Origin of the sequence: Desulfonauticus submarinus (genome assembly GCF_900104045.1) — a bacterium.
GTDB classification, from domain to species: domain Bacteria; phylum Desulfobacterota; class Desulfovibrionia; order Desulfovibrionales; family Desulfonatronovibrionaceae; genus Desulfonauticus; species Desulfonauticus submarinus.
In genome coordinates this window covers 7,501-29,918 of the sequence record NZ_FNIN01000014.1, presented here as the reverse complement: position 1 = coordinate 29,918, position 22,418 = coordinate 7,501, and the positions used below count along the sequence as shown (strand labels likewise).

Sequence of the window (22,418 nt, the reverse complement as noted above, 5' to 3'; positions counted from 1 at the left end):
CAATTTAAATTATTAGGTAAAGGTCATTTTCTTAAATAAAAAACGGTTGGTTTAATAAATATAAACCAACCGCAAAATGTTTCTAACTTCCAAGAGTCTAAAGCGAAATCACTTTATCTGCCAACTGCATACTTGTTACCACATCCAGCATATTGGTGGTTTGACCTACAGCCTTTTTATCTAATAAATTAAAAAAATCCAAACACGTTCCGCAGACCAAAATAGAAACACCTTCACTTTCTAACTTTTGTAAGTCACTTAACACATCACTACCTTCAATACTCAACCTTACTCCACTATTAACCAAAATGATTCTCCACAAGTTTTCCATCTCTCCCAAAGTGGCAATAAAATTAGCCATTAACTTAGCCCCAAGAGTATCATCTCCCTGTCCTATTCTATCTTTAGCAATAAAAACCAGTATCTTTTGTTGCTTATCTTTAAAATCTTTAAGCGTCTTGTTATGTTCTTCTATATTATCTGATGCTTCTTTTTTAGTGTTAATAGCAATAATTTCCCACTTATTGTCTTGTTGAAAAATATCTTGCACTTTATATTGCTGCATTTTTAAAAATCTGCATACATTTTCCTTTGCAGCCTCATTATCAACTATAATTTTTAATTTAACAGGAGATTCTTCCTCAATTGCTTTTTTACACTTTAAAACAGGCTGAGGACAAGGTAATCCTTCGCAAGACAGCACTTTTTCTTTCATAAATCCTCCTTATTTAAAAAGAAGGATATATCTAACTCCTAAGCATAAAAAAACTCAAATAAATTTTAACTATAGATAATTTTAAAAACGATTGAAAAAATTAATAACACCAATATAACAACTACGTTTTAATCCTTCCCAAGCTACAGACATACAACACGCTTTCTTCTTCTCCATCTAGTCCAATTAAAGAATTTAACTCATCATCAAAAAAAGCTCCTACAGGACAAGATCCTAATCCAAGAGAAACTGCTCCAAGAAGAATATTTTGGGCAATATGACCTGCATCAAGCAAAATATAGCGCAACCCTCTATGGCCATATTTTATCATATTCTGTCTAAACACTGCACTTATAAATATATTTACAGCCGCCCTTCCCACAAAACCTTGACCTAAAGAGGCCTCTTGGACCTCACTTGATAAATCTTTTAGTTTAATCTGCTTTAAACAAAAATTATCTGGTAAAAAATAATATATCCCTGGATCAAGGGATTTGACTCTATTTACTTGAAGATACAACTCACATGGATAGAGGGCGCCAGCAGAAGGTGCAGTTTTAAGAGTATAAAAACCAGCCCTTCCTGTGACTCCATAGGCTGCAAATAAAATATAACTTAACTCTTCTAAATCCAATGGTAACTCAGCAAAACTTCTACAAGAGCGCCGCTTTGAAAGCAAATCTATAAAATCATCTTGTTGTGGTTCTGGTAATGGTATCTCTAGAAATTGGTCTTTACTAGATTTACGAGGAGAAGAAATACGGAGAGGATGTAAAAAAGGGAGAGTATTCCTATCAAATTTTGTCTCTTGAAAATACTTCCAACCTTTACTCTTTTTTAAATCTGGCATATTTGACCCCCTAAATTGGCTTGTAAATTTTCATCAAGTTAAAACAAACTTAAACTATTTTATAAAATAAATTTAAAAATATATACATGCCTAAAAAAATAATTCTCCTCTTAACCTTATTTTTAACTTGCTTAGCAGTACTTTTTATCTCCAAACTAAAAATAGATGATAATATAACTTCTTTATTACCTCAAAACCAAGAAACTCTTCATACTTTTAGCCTTCTTCAATCTGCTCCTCTTTTTCAAAAAATATATATAACACTACACTCTGATTCCCTCTCGCCTAACGAACTTATTCAGCAAGCAGATATCTTGGCAAAGCAACTACCTTCCCCCTTTTTCTCCCAAGTAATACTTGAGCCTCCAATAAAAAACAAAACTAAATTTTTTTTATATCTTTTAGACAATCTCCCTAATTTATGCTCTTTAAATGATCTTGCTTATTTAAAACAAAAAACCACACCTGCTCAAATCAAACAAAGTATGCAAAAAAATTATGAGTTGCTTGTATCTCCTCTTTCTACCTTTATTAAACCTATAATTCTAAAAGATCCTTTACACTTAAGAGAAATACTTATCTCCAAACTAAAAAACCTTCAAATAAGTCCACAAGTAAAAATTCTTCATAACCACTTTATAAGTAAAGATAAAAAAAACATTCTCATCATTGCCCAAACACCCATAAAAATAACAGACACCCATAAAGTAAAAAATTTAGTCTTATATCTAAATAAACTAATTAAAAAATTACCCCAAAAGGTCAAAGCCCATATTATAGGAGCTCATTTTTATGCATTTTACAATGCTGAAAGAATAAAAAAAGACCTCAAAATCACGCTTGGTGTCTCTATCCTAGGATTAATACTAATCTACTTCCTATTTTTACGTTCGTGGCAGGGCATTATAGTCTTAATAATGCCTATGCTTGTTTTAAGCTGGACAATCGCTCTTATCTCCTTATTCTATTCTCAAATATCAGGATTTGCTCTTAGCTTTGGGGCTGTCTTAACTGGCATTAGCATAGATTACGGGCTTCATGTCTATTTTGCCTTAACTTCTAAACAATCTTTAAAAAACATCTTCTCTACTATTAAAAAACCCCTCTTTTTTAGTGCCTTAACTTCTATAGGGGCCTTTTTAACCTTACTATCTGCTAACCTTCCAGCACTTCGACAACTTGCTCTTCTTTCTATTCTAGGACTTTGTCTTGCTCTAGCCTTTTCTCTTTTCTTCTTGCCCTATTTTTTTAATCTTAATAGCCCCCATTTAACTCACCTTTCATCTTCCTCTAAAAATATAAACAGGAACAAATATTACTTTATATTTTGGATTATTCTCGTAATATCAGGAGCAATACAATTTTTATATATCCCTTTTAACGGCAATCTAAAAAGTTTAAACTATATCCCCAAAGAATTATCACAACAAGAACAATATTTAAAAAAAACTTGGGGGAATATTAGAGAAAAGGCGATTATATTAGTAAATGATTCAAGTTTACAAAAAGCACTAAAATTAAATGATCTAGTATATTTTAAATTAATTCAGTCTACTAATAATTTAAATTCACTAGCTCCTATTTTACCTTCTATTGAGACACAATATAAAAACTATCAAGATTGGAAATCTTTTTGGACTCCCAATAAATACTCAAATATATATAATCAAATTAACCAAATAGCCAAAAATTTAGGTTTTACATCCAATACCTTTGATCCATTCTTTAAACTTGTACAAAAAAAATTTACTCCCATTACTCCATCTAATTTAAAAAAAATAGCAAAACCAATTTATTCCTCTTTTATATTCCACCAAAACAATCAGTACAAAATTTTTACTTTTATTCCAGACACTTCCAAACTATATCAAATAAGTAAACACATTCTTCCACCTGAAGCAAAAATTATATCTGCAAGTAAATTTCAACATCAATTAGCTCAAACCATTCAAAATGAACTTTCAATTTTTTTTAACTTAGCTTCTTGTTTTATCCTTTTAATCCTATATTTTTATTTTAGGAACATTAAAAAGGTCCTTTTAGCTAGCATTCCAATAATTACTGGATTAACAAGTATCTGTATTGGAATGTGGTTGTTTAAACTTCAATTTAGCATTATAAATATAGTTTCTATCCCGCTTGTTATTGGCTTAGCTGCAGACTATGGAATATTTATGCTAAGTCATTTACAAAAAAAACTATCGACCAATACAACTCAAGCGATTTTTGTTTCAAGCTTAACAACTCTTGTAGGATTTGGTGCTTTAGCTATAGCTAAACACCCTGCAATGCATTCTATTGGGATAACTGTTCTTTTTGGTATTAGCGGTGCAGCAATATCTACATTATTTATTATGCCCTTATTATATGATTTTATAAAATGAGATATTTTATTCTAACCATCACTTTCTTAATCTTCTTAACCTCTGCTTGTACAAAAAATAATCTGGAGTTTTATATCCCTAAAACATCTACAATTAAAATAGATAGATCTTATTTTAATAAAGTTTGGTTAAAGAAAAATATTAAAGTTGACTCTAGTGGGTTAATTATAATTCAATCTAAATTTAATAGAGAAAAATTAATACTAAATATATTTCTAAAGATAGATTCTGAGTCAAAAAAAATCGATCTATTAGCCATGGATACATTTGGCATAAAGCTATTTCTTTTATCTGTATCAAAAGAAAATACAAAAGTGACCATTTTCTCTCCCTCTCTAAATCCATTTTTTAAAAAATTAAAATTTATTTGCCAATATTTAAAATTTATTTTTTCCTTTCCAACAACAAATTTACTAAACCAAGGCATATTAAAACAAAAAACAATAGTTTTTTTACAATTTAAAAAACATAAACAATATACAGAGTTTTATTTTGACAAAACCAGCAAGCTGCTTATAAAAAAGAAATATGTATCAAAAGACAACTTGTGGGAAGTAGTTTATTCAAATTTTTGCTCTAAAAATGGAATTTATATACCTAAAAAAATAAAATTTAAGGACAAACTGAAAAAAATATTTATAACAATACAATTAGCGCAAATAAACATATATGAAAACTGTTCAAAATGATATTAAAAAATTTTTAATCTCCTCTTGGATTAATAAAGAACAAGAAAAGATTATTCAAACATATATTTTTAAAGAAAATTTTATTGGATTTAAAGGTCATTTTCCTCAAAATCAAATTTTGCCAGCCATTATTCAGATATTACTAGCAAAAATATGTCTCCAAAATTTGTTAAAAGAAAAAATCAAAATCAAAAAAATATTTAAAGCAAAATTTTTATATCCTATTAAACCTAACGACAAAATATCCTTACAATGTGAAAAGGCAGATAGTCCCCTTATATATAATTGTAACATTATAATAAAAAATAAGTTAGTAACTACTTTTAAGCTCAAATTGGATAAAGACAAATAATATGAACGAAGTTTGGATAGCAGGATTTGAAATTTTAACAGCTCTTGGGCCTAATATTAAACACACCTGGGACAATATTTTACAAAAAAAAAGTGCTATAAAGAGCATTTCTAGGTTTAATACCACAAATTATATCTCTAAGGTAGGAGCATATATAGAAAATCTAGAAAAAACAGACAATGATAGTTTACTTTTTTCTTTATTAACAAGATTACTCTCAAATCTTCCATTTCCCTTACCTCAAGAAAGTATATTACTTACTGCAACTACTAAAGCAGGCATTGACATCTTAAGTAAAAACTTATCTTTAGAGAAAGTAAAACAATCTTTACCTTTTTATGCTTTATCGTGGATAGGAAATTATCTGAAGATAAAGCCATTTTTAAATATAAATGCAGCTTGTGCCTCTTCCACTATTGCTATTGCTAAAGGAGCATCTCTTGTTTCTAAAGGTTTAGTAGATGCAGTTATCATTGTTTGTTTTGACTTGCTAAGTGAATTTGTTCATGCAGGATTTTCTAGTTTAAGGGCACTATCGCCTTCTGCTTGCAAACCATTTGACTGCAAACGACAGGGCTTAACCTTAGGCGAAGGAGGAGCGATTTTATTACTAACTAACCCAAAAACAGCAAAAAAATATGGATTAAAGTGCCTAGGCACAGTTGTAGGGTGGGGAGTAAGCAATGATGCCTTTCATTTAACTGCTCCTCATCCAAAAGGAGCTGGTCTTGTCTTGGCAATAAAAAAAGCATTTAAAATAGCAAAGATAAATCCTTCTGATATCGCTATGATCCATGCCCATGGCACAGGCACAGTTTACAATGATAAAATGGAATTAGAGGCCTTTAAAAATTTTTTTAAAAACACTCCTATTTTTTCTTTAAAAGGAGCTATTGGACATACCTTAGGTGCAGCAGGCGGTATTGAAGTCGCACTTACTTTAAAAGCATTGGCAAGTAAAATTATTCCCGCTACAATCGGTTGCAAGGAGCCAGAAATAGAACAAATTACTACAGAAAATATAACTATTCAAAATAACCCAAAATATGCGTTAAAAACCAATTCAGGATTTGGCGGAATCAATGCTGCTCTTATTCTCAAAACAGGAGTTAATGGAAATTAATGCAGGCATTTATCTCAGGACTAGGAGCTATTTTTAACACTCAATGGCAACAAGGAAAAATTATTGTTCAAGAACAAAAAAATTTTTTCCAAAAAATTGCTAAAAACATTCTGCCTAAAAGAGAAAGATTCGGCAGAATGGATAAATATTCCCAAGCAAGCTTGCTCGCCTTAGGATTAGCCTTAAAAGATGCTAAGCTAGAAGACTATGAAAACCTAAACATAGGCATAATAGCTTCAACTCAATATGGTTGCCTAGAACGAGATATTGACTTCTTAAACACGGTTAAACCCAAAAATGGACTCTTAGCAAGTCCCAAATTATTTACTTATACTCTTCCTTCTACTTTTTTAGGAGAAGCTGCTCTTAACTTTAATCTTAAAGGAGAAACTTTTGTTATAAACGAAACCAAAACTTCAGGTTTAGAAGCTATTAAAATGGCTTTATTAAGTCCAGATCCAATAACATTATTAGGAAAATGCGATTTTGGGACTATATATCAAAAAGAAAAACAAAACATGGCCTTGTTTTTTGTTTTAGAAAAAAAAATCAGAAATAATATTCATTATTATGGAACACTCAGATTAAATAACCAAGGACTAATTGACTTTAATAAACAAAAGGTAGAAAATTTTATTTCTATTTTTAAAGCTATAAATAAAAACTAAGTTAAACTTAAAATCACAAAAAAAATGAAGATCTTAATACTAATACCTGTATACAACCATGTTCAAACTCTTAGAAAAATAGTTCAACAAACATTAGAAATACACTCAGAAGTATTAGTTGTTGACGATGGAAGTACTGATGGAAGTGGATCTAGTGTAAAAGATCTAAATATTCACTTTATTCGTCATACTAAAAATCAAGGCAAAGGAGCAGCAATTCTAACGGGTTTAAAAAAAGCTATTCAGTTAGGAGCAACTCATATCATTACAATTGATGCAGATGGACAACATAGTCCAAAAGATATTCCAAAGTTTATTAAAGCAATTCAACAAAATCCTTTTAGCATTATAGTTGGAGTTAGAAATTTTGAACAAAAAACTATTCCCAAACTATCTCGTTTTGGAAAAGCTTTCTCTAACTTTTGGTTCTATGTGCAAACAGGGGAAAAAGTTAAAGATATTCAAAGTGGTTTTCGAGCTTATCCCATAGCAATATTCAAAAGCATATCGCTTTGGACCAAGCGATATGCTTTTGAAATCGAAATTTTAGTAAAAGCAAAGTGGGCAGGTATAAAAATAATAGAAATACCAATAAATGTATTCTACCCTCCTGCATCCAAAAGAATATCTCACTTTCATCTTATTAAAGACAATTTACAAATTACTCTTTTAAATACCTATTTAACTAGCAGGGCATTTTTCCCCTGGCCCCATAAAAAACTCATCCCTACTTCTAATGGCGCCAAGTATTTAAATCTCTTCCAACAGCTACAGCTGGCAATATCAGATAAAACTACGCCTTTTATATTTGCCTTATCTGCTGCACTTGGAATATTATTAGGGACTCTTCCATTAGTTGGATGTCATTCCATAGCTATAATCTTTAGTGCTAACATATTACGACTTAACAAGATAATTGCCCTTGGCACAAGCCAACTCTGTATTCCTCCTATTATTCCAGCTCTTTGTATTGAAACTGGGCACTTTCTCTGGCATGGCAATTTTTTAACAGAAATATCTTTAAAAACACTAGGATATGAATGGAAAAATAGATTATTAGAATGGATTTATGGTTCTATTGTTTTAGCCCCTTTATTAGCTATTTTAACCTTTATTGTATCTTATATGCTTGTTTATATCCTCATCAAAGGATTTAAAAAAAATGGATAAGACAGATCAAAATAACAATTCCCCAAAAGATTTTTCCTCTCCGTGGAAATATCTATTTTTTTATACTCTAATCAAACTAGGAGGAGCGAAGTTAGCCTATTTTTTTCTTTATATCATTGTCTTTTATTATACTCTAAAACCTTCTATTCGCCAAAAAACATCTTTTTATTTATCCAAAAAATTTTCTCATCCAACATTTAAACATTACTATAAATTGAATCTTAACTTTGGCAAAATTCTTTTGGATAGAGCTATTTTTAAAATCCAAGGGAAAATTAAGTTAGAAAGCAAAGAAAACGATAGGACTATATTAAAAAGCCTTATTAAACAAAACAGAGGATTGATTATTCTGACTGCCCATGTAGGCTGTTGGCAACTTGCTCTTGCCCATTTAAATTTTTTAAGTGTGCCTATTAATATTGTTTATAAACCTGGAGAAGGTATAGAATTGCAAAACCTAGAAGAAACAAAAAAACTCTCCTCATTCAAATTCATTGATCCTACCTCTTCTTTTGCTGGAGCATTAGAAATGAGTTCTTTTTTAAAAAAAGGACAAATCCTATGTATAATGGGGGATAGAGGCATAACTGATAAAAACTGGATAAAAGTAAAATTTTTAGGCAAAGAGGCAAAATTTCCCTTAACTCCCTTTAGACTTTCTTCTTTGACCCAAGCACCAATAGCTGTTATCTTTTGCCCACGCATAGGAGTTGCCAAAGCAACTATAATTTTGGCCAAAGTTATCCATGTTCCACCATTGGGAAGAAAAAAAGAAAATTATAAACCCTATGTTCAAGAATTTGCAAATGCTTTAGAAAAATGTCTTAAAAAATATCCTTATCAGTTTTTTAACTTTTACAATATGTGGGCATAGATAACAAGAAATATTATAGTTATGAACAACAAAGGAGAAAATAAAATGCAAAAAATAATTATATGTTTAATTTGTCTTATGCTTAGTTGTAGTGGATGCCGCTGGTTAGGAAGAGTAACAGGCAAGATAGTTACTAAAAGCCAAAGATTGGTTGAAAAAGTTAAACATATGCCAGAAGATTTTGAAAAAGGTTACCAAGAAGGCAAAGCAAGTGCCAGCGGCAAGAAAAAAGTTAAAAGATCCCATACTCCCAGTAGGTAAAAAGGAGCTTATTTAAAATGAAAGAGTTAAAGCAAAGACTAAAGCAAATTTTGATCCAAGGACTAAACTTAGAGGAAATATCAGTAGATGACATTGATGATTCCATGCCTTTATTTTCTGAAGATGGTCTTGGGTTGGATTCCCTTGATGCAGTAGAAATTGCTATATTACTCCAAAAACACTTTCAAATAGAATTAAAAGAAGATGAAGAAGGAAAACAAGCCCTTCAATCTATCAATTCTTTAGCAGAATATATAACAAAACATAAAGGGCAATAAAGTGTATGCGTTATAAGCCTGCTCAAGTTACAGGAATGGGTTGTATATGCTCTTTAGGGATTTCAACAAAAGAATGTGAACATAATCTTTTTAAATCCCAAGCTCCTCTACCCAAACCTCCACAAAGATATTCTGTTTTTTACACCTCTAAACATCCAGTATTTGAAGTCTCTTCTAAATTTCACTCTCTAATTGCTTCTGAATATGCTAATTTAAATTTAAGTGCTCAATTTATGCTTAGTGCTACTACCCAAGCCATAGAAGATGCAGGCTATACTCTTAAAGATTTGCAAAATAAGAACGTAGGTATTTGCATAGGTACAACAACAGGAGCATCTTTACAATTTTTATCTTTTTATAAAGCAATTAAAGAAAACCAACATCCTTCGGTAGAACCAATTATTCGCTATCTAAAAAGTAATCCAAGTCTCGCACTTCAAAAAATATTAAAGACTAAAGGACCTTGCCAAACAATTGTTAATGCTTGTGCCTCTGGAACCGATGCTCTTGGGATTGCTCTTAGCTGGCTAAATCAAGGTATTTGTGAACTAGTGATTGCTGGAGGCACAGATGAAATTACCCCTATTACCTACAATGGATTTATTTCTCTGCAAATTACAGCTCCTTCTAGAGTGAAACCATTTGATAAACATCGCTCAGGTTTAAATTTGGGTGAAGGTGCAGGAATATTAATTTTAGAAAATCCAAACTACAAAAAGAAAAATTATGGTTATATAATAGGCTATGGCACTACAAATGATGCTCACCACATCACATCTCCCCATCCAGAGGGAGAAGGTTTGCAAAGGGCTATTTCTATAGCTTTACAATCTTGTCAAAAACAATCTCAAGACATTTGTTTTATCAACTCTCATGGGACAGGAACGAAAGATAATGATTTAGTAGAAGGCAATGTTTTAAAAAAAGTATTTCCTAAAGTTCCATTTATTTCTACTAAAGGCTATACTGGTCATGCTCTTGGAGCTGCAGGAGCAATAGAAGCCATCTTGACTTTGCTCTGTCTAAAAAAACAACAGATACCTCCAAGCGCAGGTTTTAACACACTTGATCCAACAATAGGGATCCAGCCTATTACTAAATTAACTCCATTAAAAGGAAAATTGGCTCTTTCTCAATCCTTGGCTTTTGGAGGCAATAATTCTGTATTAATTTTACAAAGAGGAGACTAAAAAGCGTGCGCCTGGCAATCACTGGAATTGGATTAGTAGGAAGTTTTGGATACAAAAAAAAAGATATTTTAAAGCATTTCCAAAATGCAGCTAATCCTACAAAGCAAACCATAAACACGCCTTTTGGTAAAATAGATATTCCTGTATTTCTAGCCAAAACAGAATCTCTAAAGAAATTTACTCCTCTTGGTAAACTTCGGAGAGTCAATCATTTCTCTCGCTTAGCCCTGTTAGGAGCTTTTTTAGCTCTACAAGATGCAAAAATAGATATTAAATCTCAATCTATAGGGCTCATTCTAGCTACAGGCTATGGACCTGCAAAAACTACATTTGGTTTTTTAGATAGCCTTTTAGATGCAGATATCCCTTTACCCTCTCCCAACTTGTTTGCTAATTCTGTCCATAATATAGCGGCTACTAATATTGCTATTTTCCAAAACATTAAAGGACCTGTACTAACAATAAGTCAGTTAGACTTATCCTTTCAAAGTGCATTATTTACAGCTCAAATTTGGTTGAAACAAAACTTAGTGGAAACAGTATTAATTGGAGGAGTTGATGAATACTGTGAAACCATAGGATATTGTCACTTTAGACTTCTAAAAAACCTTAAGCCCCATATAAACTTACATGATCTTCCGCCATTAGGAGAAGGAGCTGCTTTTTTATGCCTCAGTAAACAAAACAACCCTAAATGGGGCTTCCTTGAAATATTAAACACCAAAGAAAAAAATTATAATCATACATTGCGTATATTTTCAGAACCTCTACCCTATTTTGTTAAAAATTTTAGTTCATCTACCAATAAAACCTATTTAAAATTTACTAAATTTTACGGACAAATGCCAACTGCTCTAGCCTTTGACATCTCTCTTTCTGCGCTTATTTTAAAAAATAATTTAAAACTCATCTCTAATTCCCAAAATTTGACACAGGTAATTGTAGAAGACTATCAAAAAAATCAATGGAAAATTAGCCTTTAAAAAATAAGAGGGAAAAATGAGAAAAACTGTTCTAATTACAGGAGCAAGCAGAGGAATTGGCGCAGCCATTGCTCAAAAACTAGCTGAGCAGAAATATAACTTATGGCTAAATTATAAATCTAACCACAAGGCTGCCAACCAATTAAAAGAAAAATTAGAAACTAAAGGGATAGAATGCAAACTTCTACCTTTTGATGTTTCCAATGAACAAGAAGTGAAAAAAGCTTTAGAACCTCTTTTACAAGATACTGTCCCCTATGCCCTGATCCACAATGCAGGATTAATAAAAGATGGGTTAGTAGCAATGATGCCCACCAAAGACTGGGAATTGGTTCTAAATGTTCACTTGGTGGGTTTTTTCTATCTAGTGCGTGCTGTTGTCAAAGCAATGATTCCTAAAAGAAGAGGAAGAATCATTGCTATCTCCTCTCTCTCTGGGCAAACAGGACAAGCAGGACAATTCAATTACTCAGCGGCTAAAGCAGGACTAATTGGGGCTATTAAATCTTTGGCCAGAGAAGTTGCACCCAGAAATATCTTAGCTAATGCCGTTTGTCCTGGCCTTATTGAAACCGATATGACTCAAGAATTTTTAGAAAAAAAATCTCTTATCCCCCTAAAGCGTTTTGGTAAGCCAGAAGAAGTAGCAGGAGTTGTAAGCTTCTTGCTTAGCGAAGATGCCTCCTACATTACTGGCCAAGTTATTGGAGTAAATGGTGGACTTTACATGTAACGTTTAATTGGAAAATAAATATGTATAGAGTAGCAATTACAGGTATAGGTATTATCTCTTGTTTAGGAAATACAATAGAAGATGTGGCCAAAGCCTTATACAAAGGTAAGTCTGGAATAGAAATTGACCCTAAACGCATAGAACTTGGATTTAAAAGTCCATTAACAGGCATTATAAAAAATTTTGATCCTCAAAAATATCTTTCTAAAAAACAACGCAAAACAATGCCTCTTTTTGCAATTCAAGCCTATGCTGCTGTAGAACAAGCTCTAAAGCAAGCCAAGTTAGATTTTAAATCTATTCAAAATGAAAAAACAGGTCTCATTTTTGGCTCAGATTCAACTTGTGCAGCAGCTGTGCAACAGGTAGACTTGCTTCGCAAATTTAAAGAAACCAAAATGATTGGAAGCGGACTAGTTTTTCAATCAATGAACTCAACCATTACAATGAATCTCAACACTATTCTTAAAACCAAAGGAGCATCATGGACTATTAGTTCTGCCTGTTCTAGTGGAGCTCATGCCATTGGACAAGCATTTAATCTCATCGCCTTAGGTCAACAAGAAAGAGTCATCTGTGGAGGGGCGCAAGAAATTGCCTGGGAAGCTGTATGTAGCTTTGACGCATTAGGAGCATTTTCTACTAAAATAAACAATCCTCAAGGCGCAAGTAGACCTTTTGATGCTAACAGAGATGGCCTTGTGCCTAGTGGAGGAGCTGCTGCTTTAATTTTAGAACAGTATGATTTAGCTAAACAAAGAGGAGCAAAAATTCTAGGAGAAATTTTAAGCTATTCTTTTTCTTCTGATGGAAACCATTTAACCATTCCTCAAGCCGAGGGCTTAAAACGCACAATGGAATCTTGTTTAAAACAAGCAAATATTACTCCTAAAGATGTAAATTATATCTGCGCACATGCCACTTCAACTCAAGCAGGAGATGCTGTAGAAGCCCAAGCAATTAAACAAGTTTTTGAAAATTATAGCCCTTATGTTTCTTCCACCAAGTCCATGACAGGCCATGAACTTTGGATGTCAGGTGCGTCCCAAATAGTATATTCTACAATTATGGCCAACTATGAATTCATAGCCCCTAACATAAATTTTCAAACTCCAGATAAATATAGCCAAGAGCTAAATATTGCAAAAGAAACCATTGAAACAAAACCTAACTTTGTCCTTTGCAATGCAGCAGGTTTTGGTGGAACAAATGCATCTATTCTTTTGAGGTATTTTTAATGCACTACGACTTTCTTATCCTTGGCTCTGGCATATCTGGTCTTACCTCTGCACTTATCTTAGGAAAACATGGATATAAAGTAGCAATTATTGAAAAAAATAAAAAAATTGCGCCCCTTTTAAGAGGATTTTATCGTCAACAACAATATTTTGACACCGGATTACATTATCTAGGAGGCCTAGAAGAAGGTGGAATTTTAAATACTTATTTTAATTATTTAGGATTATCTCAACATATAAAAAAAATACCTTTTAATCCAGATGGCTTTGATATTTTAAGATTTCTAGATAAAAAAGAAGACATTTATTTCCCTTATGGATATCAAAATATAGAAAAAAAATTAACTCAAAAATTCCCACAAGAACAAGAGGCTATTCAAGTTTATTTAAAAAAAATAAAACAAAATTACACTTCCTCTCCTCTATTAAATCTTGATGAAAAATTTTTTCAAAAAGAACCATATTATCTCTATAAAAGCCCTAGTCTTGGTTCTTTTTTAGATAAGTTAACTTCTCAAAAATATCTAAAAACAATCCTATGCTCTCACTGCCTATTACACGGAGTCTCACCTTATGAAGTAAGCTTTCGTTTCCATTCCATGGTGGTTGGTTCCTATTATGATTCAGTTCACACTATAGAAGGAGGAGGTAGAAATTTAGTCTATGCTTTTAAAAAAGAACTCAAAAAAAATGAAATAGATATATATTGCGGTTATGGAGCTAAAAAAATAAAAATCTCAACTAATGGAAAATTTTCAGGCATTGAACTAGACAACAAAGAAATAATTCAAGCCAGTGCTTGCATTTCTACACTTCATCCTTCTACTTTTATAGATATTGTTCCTAACCACATCTTTAGACCAGCCTATATAAAACGCTTAAAATCTTTTGAAGAAACTTCTTCTGCCTTTATCTTTTTTGGGAAAATATCTGAATCTAGTCCTATCTTTGATAAAAGAGCAATGTTAATCTTCCCAACCAGCAATATAGAAGTAGCAAACAATATTGCCCCTATGATAAACTCGCCAGCTTATATTAGCATTGGACAAGATTCATCTTGCGATAAAAAAAGTGTAGTTATAATCGTATATTCAAATTTTGTTACTCAACAAAAAAGATATTGTTCTTCAAATTCTTTAGAATACCAAAAAAATAAACACAAGGTAATGCAAAAAATATTGTCTTATATTAAAACAGTATGCCCAGAGCTTTCAAATTTAGAATATGTAGATGGAGCTACTCCTCATACTTTTAAAAGTTATTTAAACTCCCCCACAGGTAGTTTATATGGTATAAAACATAAAATAGGGCAATATTCTCCTATGCCTATAACCAAAATCAAAGGACTATACCTAGCAGGTCAATCTATAGTTGCACCCGGCATATTAGGTGCAATGGTCTCTGCATTTTTAGTTTGTGGAATGATAATTGGTTATAAAAAACTACAAACAGAAGTAAAAAAATGGATCTAAAACGAGTAGTTATCACAGGTTTAGGAGCAATATCTCCTTTTGGTCGAGGCATAAAATCTTTAAAAAAATCTATTTTCTCTAATAAAAGTGCCATTTCAATTATTAACAATTTTAAAGAAATCAAAGGACTTCGCTCTCATGTAGGAGGAGTTGTCAAAGATATTAATCCTAAAGAAATACCTCGTAAATATAGAAGAGCAATGTCTCCTATGTCTATTTATGCAGCACTTGCCGCAAAAGAAGCTCTTTTAAATGCTAACCTAAGCTTAAAAGATTGTTCTCTTGGTAAAGTTAGTCTTATCTTAGGCTCAACCACAGGAAGTGTTTATACTATGGAACAATTTTTTAAAGTTTTTCTTCAAGAAAAGAGCATTGAAAAAATAAAATCAACCTTATTTTTCCAAATAATGAACCATTCTTGTGCTGCCAATGTGGGACAATTTTTAGGAATCACTGGACGCACACTTGCCCCTGCAGCTGCTTGTTCAACTAGTTGTATTGCCATAGGGCAAGGCTTTGAACTCATCTCAAAAGGAATGGAAGATATTGTAATTTGTGGCGGAGCAGATGAATTACACCCTCTTACTGTAGCTACGTTTGATATTATGAATGCTGCTTCTACAAAATATAATTTCTCTCCCCACAATACACCACGTCCATTTGATATTAACAGAGATGGAGTAGTCTGTAGTGAAGGTAGTGGTATCCTTATTCTCGAATCATTAGAATCAGCAAAAAAAAGAAAAGCTAACATTTACGCAGAAATATTAGCCTTTTCTTCAAACACTGATCCTTCTCATATTGCCAATCCATCAACAACATCTCTTAAAAAATGTTTGCAAAATGTTTTAAAACAAGCCAAACTTACGTCTCAACAAATAGATTATCTTAATGCGCACGCCACTGGCACAATCCAAGGAGATATTGTAGAATCTAATGCAATCTATGAAGTGCTAGGAACAAATATCCCTGTTAGTAGTTTAAAAGGACATTTAGGCCATACTATGGCAGCAAGTGGGGCATTGGAAATCATTTGTTGCATTTTTATGTTGCAAGAAAACAAAATTTTGCCTACTCGCAACCTAGAGCAAGTTGACCCCCAGTGTTCTAAATTAAAGTATGTACAAAAAATTATAGATAAAAAACTAAAGATTATACTTAAAAATAACTTTGCTTTAGGAGGAATAAACTCTAGTCTTATCTTAAGGAGATATGAAGAAGATGACTAATAAAGAGATTATAGATACAGTAAATAAAGCGTTAATAGAAGAGTTTGAATTAGACCCTGAACAAATGATACCAGAAGCTCATCTTTATGAAGATCTAGGATTAGATAGCCTTGATACTGTAGATATGATTATTGTTTTAGAAACAGCATTTAACTTTAAAATTAAAGAAGATGAAGATATAAAGTCAATACAAACCCTGCAAGACCTTTATAATTTTATTATTGCCAAAAAACAAATAGAAAAAAATAAAAACAAATCTTGTTAAACAAAATTTTTTTAAACGTTTTTCTTTACCCATTACTTATAATTTGGACGAGTTTTGCCATTGCCATTGGTTTGCCCATTAGTTTAGTTGCAAGGATATTTATTCCTAATGCAACAGGGAAATTAACACGTCTACTAATCTGGCTTTATGGTAAGGGATGCTTAAAAATAGTTTCTATATTTGTGCCAATAAAACTAGAAATCAGCAATCCCAAAACTTTAAAACCACCTTGTATTATAGTAGCTAATCATCTATCTTTTTTTGATGTCTATTTAATGGCTCTTTTACCTTTTAGTAATGTCATATTTGTAGTCAGGGATTGGCCTTTCAAAATTTGGTTTTATGCTCCTTTTATGCACTTAGCCCAATATCTAAATACTGAAAAACTAGACTTAGACCAAACCATATCTCAAGCCCAATATTATTTAAATCAAAACTGTGCCCTTTGTTTCTTCCCAGAAGCTCATCGCAGTCGAACTGGGGAATTAGGCCGATTTTATACAGGAGCATTTAAGATTGCTAAACAAACAAATGTCCCTATCATTCCCTTCTGTATTCAAGGGACAAACATTTTTTTACGTCCAGGCAGCATTTGGTTTGAACGTCATCCAATAAAAGTCAAAATTCTATCACCAGTATTGCCTTCTCAATTTTCTTCCTATATAGAAATGAGAAAACAGGTAAAAAAAATAATTCAACTTACCCTGCAAAAAATAGAAAAGGCTTAAATGATGGAAAATAAATTTAAAGATTCTCTATGTGAATTTAATTCATTCGAACAAATACAAAAGCTACAAAATTCCCTGCTCCAAAAACATCTTAAATATATCTCTACTTACTCACCTTTTTATAAAAAACTGTTTAAACAACTTAAAATTGACCCCTTACAAATAAAAACCACAAAAGAACTCTCTAGATTGCCTTTTACTACCAAAAAAGACTTATGTCGCTATCCTCAAGACTTTATATGTACTCCTTCATCCCAAATAGTAGATATTTCTCTTACTTCTGGCACAACAGGAGATCCTATTGCTATTTATCTAACCTCAAAAGATATAAACCGTCTTGGCTATAATGAAGAAATCTCTCTAAAAACCGCCCAAATAACATCAAAAGACATTGTACTTATTGCAGTGGCTTTGGATAGATGTTTTATGGCAGGCCTTGCTTATTTCTTAGGATTGCAACGTATTGGAGCTACAGCTATTCGCGGTGGATCTTCAAGCATACCAATCCTCGCTGAACTTGTATGCAAATATAATCCCTCTGTCATCATAGGAGTTCCAAGTTTACTTCTAAATTTAGCTCTATTTCTAGAAGAAGAAGGAATTTCTCCTCAAACAACCACAATTCAAAAACTCATTTGTATTGGAGAACCAATTCGATACCACGACTTTTCACTTATGCCCTTAGGAAAATTACTCCATCAAAAATGGAGGGCCAAACTCTTTGGCACTTATGCCAGTTCTGAAATGGGCACTGCTTTCTGTGAATGTGAATATGGAAAAGGAGGGCACTTACATCCAGACTTAATTATTTTAGAAATAGTTGATGAAAATGGTAACATCTTGCCACCGGGCAAAATTGGAGAAGTTGTTGCTACTCCTCTCAGAGTGGAAGGGATGCCTCTTTTAAGATTTAAAACAGGAGACATAGCTTTTTTAGATACAACCCCCTGTAAATGTGGACGCAACTCTCCTCGGTTAAGCCCTATTTTAGGGAGAAAATCTCAAGCCCTAAAAATAAAAGGCACCACAGTTTATCCACCTGCTATATTTGCTGTGTTACAAAAAATTCCTAGCATAAAAAACTACTACTTAGAAGTGTATAATCACTACGAGTTATCAGATATAGTCAAAGTTGTGGTTGGGACTACAGACGCTCATTTAAACTCAGAACAAATTGCTGAGAAAATTGCTGCGAATATAAGAGTAAAACCAGAGGTTATTATCACCACGCCTCAAAAAGTAAACTCAAAGATCATTCAACCAAATAAAAGAAAGCCTGTCTTATTTTTTGATTATCGACAAAAAAAACATGGTTAATCCTTTTAAATTTCCCATTTCTGCTAGTAAACTCCTTCCCCATAAAAGACCAATGCTTTTATTGGATAAATTGGTCTTTTGTTCCACTAACTTTGCAACAGGAGTTACTATTATAAAACAAAATAATATTTTTCTTCTATCTAACGAGGTAGAGGAAATAATCTTTATAGAACTAATGGCACAAACCTATGGAGCCTTTCAGGGATATCTGGCTTTAAAAAACAATCTTCCTATCCCAGAAGGATTTTTAGTAGGCGTTCAAGATATTCAAATTAAGGGACAAGCTACATGTGGAGATACTTTGAAAGTAGAAGTAAAACACATTACTTCTTTTCATCAATTTTCCCTAGTTTTGGGAAAAGTATTTAAAAACACAAAAATTATTGCCTGCGGGAAAATAAAACTATGGGCAAAAAACTAATTTTTTCTATTTTTATCCTTGCTTTCTCAAATCTTAGTTTTGCTCAAAATTTAAATTTTTTAAAGCAAATAGAAAGTAATATACAAAATATAAAATCCTTAAAATGTAACTTTACTCAAGAAAAACATCTCTCCATATTTAAAAAAGTACTGATATCAAAAGGAAAATTTTACTTTCAAAAACCAGACTATTTACGTTGGGAATATACAGAGCCAGTAAAAATGGGATTTTGTTTTTTAAAAAATACAGGGAAAAGTTGGAATGACGTTGATAAAAAGATAAAAAAATTTAACATATCCGAAAACAGACAAATGGCTTTAATTAAACAACAAATTATAGTTTGGACAACTTTTAATTTAAAATGGATCTCATCTCAATTTTCTTTTAAAATACTTTCTAAAAACCCTCTTAAATTACAATTAACACCTAAGCAAAAAAATATCCCTTTAAAATATTTGAAATTGCAATTTAATAAAGATCAGCAAACTCTTCATTCTTTAGAGCTATATGAAAAAGATTTAGATTTTACCCGTCTTATTTTTTATAATCATCAAATAAATTTAAAAGAATCTATCCCCTTTTGTCCCTAAAACATATTTCTCGAGTTAAAAGCCAAAATAATTCTGGACTAAAATCTTCAGGTCGCTGTTTAAGATCAAAATTTTCAATGTTAATATTATTTTTATTAAAATAGCTCTTTAAAATCTTTTGAACTTGTTTTCTTCTATGCTGAAAAAAGATTTTTACCACTTTAGACAGTTTAGATTTTAACTCTATAGGAGCATCTTCTCTGGGAGTAAAACAAAGCACAGATGACCACACCTTTGGTGGAGGATAAAATACATTTGGCGAAACATGAAAAAGAAGTTTAGGACAGGCAAAACTCTGCAACCACACGCTAAGAGCTCCATAAGTTTTTGTTCCTGGTTTTGCAATAATCCTCTCCCCAACTTCTTTTTGAACCATAAAAACAGCCTTCTTATAAGAAAAAACTGAACTTAAAATATCCCACAAAAGCGGCGAAGCAACATTATAAGGCAAATTGCCAAACAATTTAAGACAGGAAATACTATTTAATTTTTCCCACCTAAATTTTAAGGCATCTATATTTACGAGATCAAGATTAGGAAATTCTTGTTTTAAAGAAAAAACCAATTTTTTATCTTTTTCAAAAGCAATAATCCTATGGAAATCATAAGAAAAAACAATTTTTGTAAGCGCTCCTTGGCCAGGACCAATTTCTAGCAAGGTATCTTTTGAATCAATATCTAAGGATCGTACAATCTTATGGCAGATATTTTGGTCCCGCAAAAAATGCTGGCCCAAACTTTTTTTAGGATAATTGATGCGCACGGCGATATTTTTTTTCCAATTTTCTTTGTCTATATGCTTTCAAAAGTTTTAAGAAAATAAAATAGGTTAATATAGAAGCAGGGATACCTAAAATTGTTCCACCAATACACATTGCCATAAAAACATCCCATCCTGTATTAATCAATTCTTTCATAGCAAGATGAGAAAAATCTATTTTAGCATTAACTGGCCAAAAATACTTTCCAATAATATAAAATAAATAATATAAAAAGGGTACATTTAAAGGATTGGATACCCAGGTACCTAAAGCCGCTGCTATCTTATTGCTTCTAAATAAAAAAGCCAAAGCTACGGCCACTACTGTCTGAAAAGGAATAATGGGCCAAAAGCCTACCAATACACCTAAAGCTAATCCTAGGGCAATGCTTTCAGGAGAAGATTTTAAACGCAAAATCCTTAAATACCAATATCTAAAGGTTCTTTTTATTTTATACCACCACATCTTCATCTTTACCCTCAAAAATAAAGCCTAAAAATTTTTCTTCATAAGGTCAAATTAGAATCTATCCTTAAATTTACTACCCATAATATTTTGACAGCAACCTATTTTTTGGCATAGCATATTCCTTATGGAAAAGTTAATAGTATGGACAAATTTTTGCTTTGATCCTTTGCATGCTTTGTGGGAAAGTAAAAAAGGACAAGAGATCATAGCATCTTTGTTAGTCTTTATCTTTACCTTAAGCTTAGTTTTAATAGAACTAAAAAGATTTAATTTATTGCCGTCTTCTTCTTTTAGTCTTCTTTTGCCCTCAAATCCTTTTTTTGCAGTCCATCTTGCATTTTCTCTACTTTTAATTTTTGAAGTCATAAGCTTTATTTTTGTTTTACCGTGTTCAGTATCTAAAGCTGTAGGCAAACAATTGGAAATTCTTTCCCTAATTTTTTTAAGAAATTGTTTTAAACTTCTTACAGAGTTTAATGAACCTATAAATTTTGCAAGCCATCTTTCTATTATTTGGCAAATAGGGACCTATGCTCTGGGCTCTCTTTTAATTTATCTAATTTTGTTTTTTTATTATCTTATCTTAAAAGATGCTCATAAAAAAGAACAAATTCGCGGAAAAAATATCTTCTATTTTGTAGGATCCAAAAAAATAATTTCTCTTTTATTGCTAGTAATTTTTATTTCTATGGGGGTTTATAATATATACTCTTATTTTAATCATAAACAATTAATAACTTTCTTTAATGAATTTTATACATTACTTATCTTTAGTGATATACTTATTGTACTTATAGCCCATAGATATTTCCCTACCTTTAAAGATACTTTCCGCAACTCTGGGTATGCAATTGCTACTCTACTTATGAGGTTATGTCTTACTGCTCCAATCTACTATGATGTAATTATAGGTCTAATGGCCTCTTGCTTTGCTTTGGCTTTAACTTTTATTTATATGAAAACAAAAAAAGAAACCTAATGTTTAAAAGGAGTTATTATGGGAACCAATAACAGTGTTTTTTTAGAAGTTATTGAATGGTTTGACGATAAAGGGACAGAATTAGCTCATAGAATTCCTCAAAAAGGTTCTGGAGAAATCAAATGGGGAGCTCAATTAATCGTAAGAAACAGTCAAGCTGCTGTTTTTTATTATCAAGGACAAGCAATTGACGCATTTGGAGCTGGAAGACACACCTTAACTACAGCTAATATTCCTATTTTAACCAAAATACTTTCAATCCCTTGGGGAATGACAAGCCCTTTAAGAGCAGAAGTATATTTTGTAAACATGAAAATTTTTCCCAACATAAAATGGGGCACCAAAGATCCTGTGGCTTTTAAAGATTCTAAGCTAGGCTTAGTTAGATTAAGAGCATTTGGCACTTTAGACCTCCGAATAGTCCAACCAGTGTTGTTTATTAATTCTCTTGTAGGAACAAAAGCATCCTTTACCTTAAAGGATATTGAAGATTATCTTAGTAAAGTAGTTGTATCTAAATTTAACGATTACTTGGGAGAAAATTTAGATACCTTATTTGATCTCCCAGGAAAATATGACGAATTTTCTGCGGATTTAGAAATTCTTTTAAAAAAAGACTTATCACGCTTTGGACTTGGATTAAGCAAACTTTATATTAACGCTATAACTCCCCCACCAGA

The 22,418-nt window shown here is 31.9% G+C and carries 26 protein-coding genes (1 of these 26 running past the window's edge); 21 read left to right on the top strand and 5 right to left on the bottom strand.

All coding sequences use genetic code 11. The features are described from left to right. Positions 1–97: 97 nt before the first annotated feature. Positions 98–715, bottom strand: coding sequence for a sulfurtransferase-like selenium metabolism protein YedF (gene yedF, locus BLP60_RS09335; protein WP_092066297.1), 618 nt, complete (start codon positions 713–715; stop codon positions 98–100). Between the two features lie 121 nt (positions 716–836). Continuing rightward, positions 837–1,565 (bottom strand): SagB/ThcOx family dehydrogenase, encoded by a 729-nt coding sequence (locus tag BLP60_RS09330; RefSeq protein WP_092066295.1) that lies wholly within the window; start codon positions 1,563–1,565, stop codon positions 837–839. Positions 1,566–1,651: 86 nt separating this feature from the next. Here BLP60_RS09330 and BLP60_RS09325 point away from each other — a divergent pair, with 86 nt between their 5' ends. Next, positions 1,652–3,949 (top strand): MMPL family transporter, encoded by a 2,298-nt coding sequence (locus BLP60_RS09325; RefSeq protein ID WP_092066293.1) that lies wholly within the window; start codon positions 1,652–1,654, stop codon positions 3,947–3,949. Between the two features lie 172 nt (positions 3,950–4,121). Here BLP60_RS09325 and BLP60_RS10620 read toward each other — a convergent pair whose 3' ends face one another. Beyond that, positions 4,122–4,271: a hypothetical protein gene (locus BLP60_RS10620; RefSeq protein WP_159427725.1), complete on the bottom strand. Its 150-nt coding sequence runs from the start codon at positions 4,269–4,271 to the stop codon at positions 4,122–4,124. A 347-nt stretch (positions 4,272–4,618) separates the two neighbouring features. On the opposite strand from BLP60_RS10620, the gene BLP60_RS09315 reads away from it, so the two are divergent. From BLP60_RS09315 to BLP60_RS09230, 18 genes are read left to right on the top strand one after another with little or no spacing between them, the layout of a single operon-like run. After that, positions 4,619–4,990 carry an ApeI family dehydratase gene (locus BLP60_RS09315; protein ID WP_092066289.1) on the top strand — a complete coding sequence of 124 codons (372 nt, stop codon included), beginning with the start codon at positions 4,619–4,621 and terminating at the stop codon, positions 4,988–4,990. A gap of 1 nt (position 4,991) precedes the next feature. Next, on the top strand, positions 4,992–6,113 hold the full coding sequence (locus BLP60_RS09310; RefSeq protein WP_092066287.1) for a beta-ketoacyl-[acyl-carrier-protein] synthase family protein: 1,122 nt from the start codon (positions 4,992–4,994) through the stop codon (positions 6,111–6,113). Further along, positions 6,113–6,781 (top strand): beta-ketoacyl synthase N-terminal-like domain-containing protein, encoded by a 669-nt coding sequence (locus BLP60_RS09305; protein WP_092066285.1) that lies wholly within the window; start codon positions 6,113–6,115, stop codon positions 6,779–6,781. The genes BLP60_RS09310 and BLP60_RS09305 overlap by 1 nt, the downstream gene beginning before the upstream one ends. Before the next feature lie 24 nt (positions 6,782–6,805). Continuing rightward, the gene (locus BLP60_RS09300; protein ID WP_234970990.1) at positions 6,806–7,951 is read left to right on the top strand and encodes a DUF2062 domain-containing protein; all 1,146 of its coding nucleotides are present in this window, start codon (positions 6,806–6,808) and stop codon (positions 7,949–7,951) included. Further along, entirely contained in the window at positions 7,944–8,825 is an 882-nt protein-coding gene (locus BLP60_RS09295) for a lysophospholipid acyltransferase family protein (RefSeq protein ID WP_092066281.1), read from the top strand. Before BLP60_RS09300 ends, BLP60_RS09295 begins: the two co-directional genes overlap by 8 nt. A gap of 45 nt (positions 8,826–8,870) precedes the next feature. Further along, positions 8,871–9,086 (top strand): hypothetical protein, encoded by a 216-nt coding sequence (locus tag BLP60_RS09290; protein WP_092066279.1) that lies wholly within the window; start codon positions 8,871–8,873, stop codon positions 9,084–9,086. A gap of 17 nt (positions 9,087–9,103) precedes the next feature. After that, positions 9,104–9,364 (top strand): phosphopantetheine-binding protein, encoded by a 261-nt coding sequence (locus BLP60_RS09285; RefSeq protein ID WP_092066277.1) that lies wholly within the window; start codon positions 9,104–9,106, stop codon positions 9,362–9,364. A 5-nt stretch (positions 9,365–9,369) separates the two neighbouring features. After that, a complete protein-coding gene (locus tag BLP60_RS09280; RefSeq protein ID WP_092066275.1) occupies positions 9,370–10,554 on the top strand; it encodes a beta-ketoacyl-[acyl-carrier-protein] synthase family protein in 1,185 nt (394 codons plus the stop codon). 5 nt (positions 10,555–10,559) lie between these two features. After that, positions 10,560–11,537: a beta-ketoacyl synthase N-terminal-like domain-containing protein gene (locus BLP60_RS09275; protein ID WP_159427724.1), complete on the top strand. Its 978-nt coding sequence runs from the start codon at positions 10,560–10,562 to the stop codon at positions 11,535–11,537. Between the two features lie 16 nt (positions 11,538–11,553). Then, complete coding sequence (fabG, locus tag BLP60_RS09270; protein ID WP_092066271.1) at positions 11,554–12,270, top strand: 3-oxoacyl-ACP reductase FabG; 717 nt, start codon at positions 11,554–11,556, stop codon at positions 12,268–12,270. 20 nt (positions 12,271–12,290) lie between these two features. Next, the gene (locus BLP60_RS09265) at positions 12,291–13,508 is read left to right on the top strand and encodes a beta-ketoacyl-[acyl-carrier-protein] synthase family protein (RefSeq protein ID WP_092066269.1); all 1,218 of its coding nucleotides are present in this window, start codon (positions 12,291–12,293) and stop codon (positions 13,506–13,508) included. Beyond that, positions 13,508–14,980, top strand: coding sequence for a phytoene desaturase family protein (locus BLP60_RS09260; RefSeq protein WP_092066267.1), 1,473 nt, complete (start codon positions 13,508–13,510; stop codon positions 14,978–14,980). The genes BLP60_RS09265 and BLP60_RS09260 overlap by 1 nt, the downstream gene beginning before the upstream one ends. Beyond that, on the top strand, positions 14,971–16,209 hold the full coding sequence (locus BLP60_RS09255) for a beta-ketoacyl-[acyl-carrier-protein] synthase family protein (protein WP_092066265.1): 1,239 nt from the start codon (positions 14,971–14,973) through the stop codon (positions 16,207–16,209). The genes BLP60_RS09260 and BLP60_RS09255 overlap by 10 nt, the downstream gene beginning before the upstream one ends. Next, positions 16,193–16,474, top strand: a complete 282-nt coding sequence (locus BLP60_RS09250) for an acyl carrier protein (RefSeq protein ID WP_234970989.1) — start codon at positions 16,193–16,195, stop codon at positions 16,472–16,474. Before BLP60_RS09255 ends, BLP60_RS09250 begins: the two co-directional genes overlap by 17 nt. After that, a complete protein-coding gene (locus tag BLP60_RS09245; RefSeq protein ID WP_159427723.1) occupies positions 16,468–17,202 on the top strand; it encodes a lysophospholipid acyltransferase family protein in 735 nt (244 codons plus the stop codon). The genes BLP60_RS09250 and BLP60_RS09245 overlap by 7 nt, the downstream gene beginning before the upstream one ends. Then, positions 17,203–18,519, top strand: a complete 1,317-nt coding sequence (locus BLP60_RS09240) for a phenylacetate--CoA ligase family protein (protein ID WP_234970988.1) — start codon at positions 17,203–17,205, stop codon at positions 18,517–18,519. After that, complete coding sequence (locus BLP60_RS09235; protein WP_143338931.1) at positions 18,491–18,940, top strand: hotdog family protein; 450 nt, start codon at positions 18,491–18,493, stop codon at positions 18,938–18,940. Before BLP60_RS09240 ends, BLP60_RS09235 begins: the two co-directional genes overlap by 29 nt. Further along, complete coding sequence (locus BLP60_RS09230) at positions 18,925–19,530, top strand: LolA family protein (protein ID WP_092066257.1); 606 nt, start codon at positions 18,925–18,927, stop codon at positions 19,528–19,530. The genes BLP60_RS09235 and BLP60_RS09230 overlap by 16 nt, the downstream gene beginning before the upstream one ends. On the opposite strand, the gene rsmA is transcribed toward BLP60_RS09230, so the two are convergent. Both rsmA and BLP60_RS09220 read right to left on the bottom strand, forming a co-directional pair. Beyond that, complete coding sequence (gene rsmA / locus BLP60_RS09225) at positions 19,511–20,293, bottom strand: 16S rRNA (adenine(1518)-N(6)/adenine(1519)-N(6))-dimethyltransferase RsmA (protein WP_159427722.1); 783 nt, start codon at positions 20,291–20,293, stop codon at positions 19,511–19,513. The two genes, BLP60_RS09230 and rsmA, sit on opposite strands and share 20 nt — an antisense overlap. Next, positions 20,274–20,762 (bottom strand): DUF2062 domain-containing protein, encoded by a 489-nt coding sequence (locus BLP60_RS09220; protein WP_234970987.1) that lies wholly within the window; start codon positions 20,760–20,762, stop codon positions 20,274–20,276. The genes rsmA and BLP60_RS09220 overlap by 20 nt, the downstream gene beginning before the upstream one ends. 121 nt (positions 20,763–20,883) lie before the next feature. Here BLP60_RS09220 and BLP60_RS09215 point away from each other — a divergent pair, with 121 nt between their 5' ends. Then, positions 20,884–21,738: a hypothetical protein gene (locus BLP60_RS09215; protein WP_092066253.1), complete on the top strand. Its 855-nt coding sequence runs from the start codon at positions 20,884–20,886 to the stop codon at positions 21,736–21,738. Between the two features lie 18 nt (positions 21,739–21,756). After that, a protein-coding gene (locus BLP60_RS09210; RefSeq protein WP_092066251.1) for an SPFH domain-containing protein crosses the window boundary here: on the top strand, positions 21,757–22,418 show its 5' portion. 475 nt of this gene lie beyond the right edge of the window; the window shows 662 of its 1,137 coding nt (coding positions 1–662); its start codon is at positions 21,757–21,759; its stop codon lies off the right edge, out of view.

What these genes read in the sequence shown, in the direction of transcription:
- yedF (WP_092066297.1), bottom strand. Translation starts at nt 715, where the DNA reads ATGAAAGAAAAAGTGCTGTCTTGCGAAGGATTACCTTGTCCTCAGCCT.
- BLP60_RS09330 (WP_092066295.1), bottom strand. Translation starts at nt 1,565, where the DNA reads ATGCCAGATTTAAAAAAGAGTAAAGGTTGGAAGTATTTTCAAGAGACA.
- BLP60_RS09325 (WP_092066293.1), top strand. Translation starts at nt 1,652, where the DNA reads ATGCCTAAAAAAATAATTCTCCTCTTAACCTTATTTTTAACTTGCTTA.
- BLP60_RS10620 (WP_159427725.1), bottom strand. Translation starts at nt 4,271, where the DNA reads ATGGTCACTTTTGTATTTTCTTTTGATACAGATAAAAGAAATAGCTTT.
- BLP60_RS09315 (WP_092066289.1), top strand. Translation starts at nt 4,619, where the DNA reads ATGAAAACTGTTCAAAATGATATTAAAAAATTTTTAATCTCCTCTTGG.
- BLP60_RS09310 (WP_092066287.1), top strand. Translation starts at nt 4,992, where the DNA reads ATGAACGAAGTTTGGATAGCAGGATTTGAAATTTTAACAGCTCTTGGG.
- BLP60_RS09305 (WP_092066285.1), top strand. Translation starts at nt 6,113, where the DNA reads ATGCAGGCATTTATCTCAGGACTAGGAGCTATTTTTAACACTCAATGG.
- BLP60_RS09300 (WP_234970990.1), top strand. Translation starts at nt 6,806, where the DNA reads ATGAAGATCTTAATACTAATACCTGTATACAACCATGTTCAAACTCTT.
- BLP60_RS09295 (WP_092066281.1), top strand. Translation starts at nt 7,944, where the DNA reads ATGGATAAGACAGATCAAAATAACAATTCCCCAAAAGATTTTTCCTCT.
- BLP60_RS09290 (WP_092066279.1), top strand. Translation starts at nt 8,871, where the DNA reads ATGCAAAAAATAATTATATGTTTAATTTGTCTTATGCTTAGTTGTAGT.
- BLP60_RS09285 (WP_092066277.1), top strand. Translation starts at nt 9,104, where the DNA reads ATGAAAGAGTTAAAGCAAAGACTAAAGCAAATTTTGATCCAAGGACTA.
- BLP60_RS09280 (WP_092066275.1), top strand. Translation starts at nt 9,370, where the DNA reads ATGCGTTATAAGCCTGCTCAAGTTACAGGAATGGGTTGTATATGCTCT.
- fabG (WP_092066271.1), top strand. Translation starts at nt 11,554, where the DNA reads ATGAGAAAAACTGTTCTAATTACAGGAGCAAGCAGAGGAATTGGCGCA.
- BLP60_RS09265 (WP_092066269.1), top strand. Translation starts at nt 12,291, where the DNA reads ATGTATAGAGTAGCAATTACAGGTATAGGTATTATCTCTTGTTTAGGA.
- BLP60_RS09260 (WP_092066267.1), top strand. Translation starts at nt 13,508, where the DNA reads ATGCACTACGACTTTCTTATCCTTGGCTCTGGCATATCTGGTCTTACC.
- BLP60_RS09255 (WP_092066265.1), top strand. Translation starts at nt 14,971, where the DNA reads ATGGATCTAAAACGAGTAGTTATCACAGGTTTAGGAGCAATATCTCCT.
- BLP60_RS09250 (WP_234970989.1), top strand. Translation starts at nt 16,193, where the DNA reads ATGAAGAAGATGACTAATAAAGAGATTATAGATACAGTAAATAAAGCG.
- BLP60_RS09240 (WP_234970988.1), top strand. Translation starts at nt 17,203, where the DNA reads ATGATGGAAAATAAATTTAAAGATTCTCTATGTGAATTTAATTCATTC.
- BLP60_RS09230 (WP_092066257.1), top strand. Translation starts at nt 18,925, where the DNA reads ATGGGCAAAAAACTAATTTTTTCTATTTTTATCCTTGCTTTCTCAAAT.
- BLP60_RS09220 (WP_234970987.1), bottom strand. Translation starts at nt 20,762, where the DNA reads ATGAAGATGTGGTGGTATAAAATAAAAAGAACCTTTAGATATTGGTAT.
- BLP60_RS09215 (WP_092066253.1), top strand. Translation starts at nt 20,884, where the DNA reads ATGGAAAAGTTAATAGTATGGACAAATTTTTGCTTTGATCCTTTGCAT.